2 rRNA genes (1 of these 2 cut by a window edge) are annotated in these 2500 nt (G+C 53.9%); both read left to right on the top strand.

The window, feature by feature from the left end:
- Positions 1-2204 (top strand): 23S ribosomal RNA (locus G9X67_RS34345); it begins 609 nt to the left of the window's first position.
- A gap of 184 nt (positions 2205-2388) precedes the next feature.
- Positions 2389-2500 (top strand): 5S ribosomal RNA (rrf, locus tag G9X67_RS34340); the annotation flags it as partial.

The raw sequence follows: 2500 nt of genomic DNA, 5'->3' as shown, positions 1-2500 counted from the left end.
CGTACCTTTTGTATAATGGGTCAACGACTTAGTGTAACAAGCAAGCTTAAGCCGGTAGGTGTAGGCGAAGCGAAAGCGAGTCTGAATAGGGCGATTTAGTTTGTTGCATTAGACCCGAAACCGAGTGATCTAGCCATGAGCAGGTTGAAGGTTGGGTAACACCAACTGGAGGACCGAACCCGCATCTGTTGCAATAGATTGGGATGACTTGTGGCTAGGGGTGAAAGGCCAATCAAACTCGGAAATAGCTGGTTCTCCGCGAAATCTATTTAGGTAGAGCGTCGAGCGAATACCCCCGGGGGTAGAGCACTGGATGGGCTATGGGGACTCACCGTCTTACTGATCCTAACCAAACTCCGAATACCGGGGAGTACTACTCGGCAGACACACGGCGGGTGCTAACGTCCGTCGTGAAAAGGGCAACAACCCTAACCTCCAGCTAAGGTCCCCAAGTCATGGCTAAGTGGGAAAGGATGTGAGGATCCCAAAACAACCAGGATGTTGGCTTAGAAGCAGCCATCATTTAAAGAAAGCGTAACAGCTCACTGGTCTAAATAAGGGTCTTTGCGCCGAAAATGTAACGGGGCTGAAGCCATGCACCGAAGCTGAGGATGTGTAGCAATACACGTGGTAGCGGAGCGTTCCGTAAGCTGATGAAGGGAGACCCGTGAGGGCTCCTGGAGGTATCGGAAGTGCGAATGTTGACATGAGTAACGATAAAGAGGGTGAGAGACCCTCTCGCCGAAAGACCAAGGGTTCCTGCTTAAAGTTAATCTGAGCAGGGTTAGCCGGCCCCTAAGGCGAGGCAGAAATGCGTAGTCGATGGGAACCACGTTAATATTCGTGGGCCTGGTGGTAGTGACGGATTGCACAAGTTGTTCATTCTTATTGGATTGGATGGGCAGCGGAGCGGTTCCAGGAAATAGCTCCACCGTATAGACCGTACCCGAAACCGACACAGGTGGTCAGGTAGAGTATACCAAGGCGCTTGAGAGAACTATGTTGAAGGAACTCGGCAAATTGCACGCGTAACTTCGGAAGAAGCGTGACCCCATGCTAGGCAACTATTATGGGGTGGCACAGACCAGGGGGTAGCGACTGTTTATCAAAAACACAGGGCTCTGCGAAGTCGCAAGACGACGTATAGGGTCTGACGCCTGCCCGGTGCTGGAAGGTTAAGAGGAGAGGTGCAAGCTTTGAATCGAAGCCCCAGTAAACGGCGGCCGTAACTATAACGGTCCTAAGGTAGCGAAATTCCTTGTCGGGTAAGTTCCGACCTGCACGAATGGCGTAACGACTTCCCCGCTGTCTCCAACATAGACTCAGTGAAATTGAATTCCCCGTGAAGATGCGGGGTTCCTGCGGTCAGACGGAAAGACCCCGTGCACCTTTACTATAGCTTTACACTGGCATTCGTGTCGGCATGTGTAGGATAGGTGGTAGGCTTTGAAGCGGGGACGCCAGTTTCCGTGGAGCCATCCTTGAAATACCACCCTTATCGTCATGGATGTCTAACCGCGGCCCGTTATCCGGGTCCGGGACAGTGTATGGTGGGTAGTTTGACTGGGGCGGTCGCCTCCGAAAGAGTAACGGAGGCGCGCGATGGTGGGCTCAGACCGGTCGGAAATCGGTCGTCGAGTGCAATGGCATAAGCCCGCCTGACTGCGAGACTGACAAGTCGAGCAGAGACGAAAGTCGGTCATAGTGATCCGGTGGTCCCGCGTGGAAGGGCCATCGCTCAACGGATAAAAGGTACGCCGGGGATAACAGGCTGATGACCCCCAAGAGTCCATATCGACGGGGTTGTTTGGCACCTCGATGTCGGCTCATCGCATCCTGGGGCTGGAGCAGGTCCCAAGGGTTTGGCTGTTCGCCAATTAAAGCGGTACGTGAGCTGGGTTCAGAACGTCGTGAGACAGTTCGGTCCCTATCTGCCGTGGGTGTAGGAATATTGACAGGATCTGTCCCTAGTACGAGAGGACCGGGATGGACATATCTCTGGTGGACCTGTTGTCCTGCCAAGGGCATAGCAGGGTAGCTACATATGGACGGGATAACCGCTGAAGGCATCTAAGCGGGAAACCCACCTGAAAACGAGTATTCCCTATCAGAGCCGTGGAAGACGACCACGTTGATAGGCCGGGTGTGGAAGTGCGGCAACGCATGAAGCTTACCGGTACTAATAGCTCGATCGGCTTGATCGTTCTCATTGACTATGCTCATCTCAAGGCGACCGCAAAGCGGTCGTCCTGACAAGGCGAAGGCGCCAGCCTTTGCCCGGTCCCGGCGAACACGAAGTGTTCGTCCGGTTGGAGCTCTAAAACGTGTTCAAAAACGAAGTCATAGGACTTCACCAGCTTCTCAAAACATATAGTTGCGCTTTGCCGACCTGGTGGTTATGGCGGGGTGGCTGCACCCGTTCCCTTTCCGAACACGGCCGTGAAACGCCCCTGCGCCCATGGTACTTCGTCTTAAGACGCGGGAGAGTAGGTCGCTGCCA

Source organism: Rhizobium sp. WYCCWR 11152 (assembly GCF_013087615.1).
Lineage (GTDB): Bacteria > Pseudomonadota > Alphaproteobacteria > Rhizobiales > Rhizobiaceae > Rhizobium > Rhizobium indicum.
The sequence above is the reverse complement of the archived record's forward strand: the minus strand, read 5'-3'. Positions and strand labels throughout refer to the sequence as shown.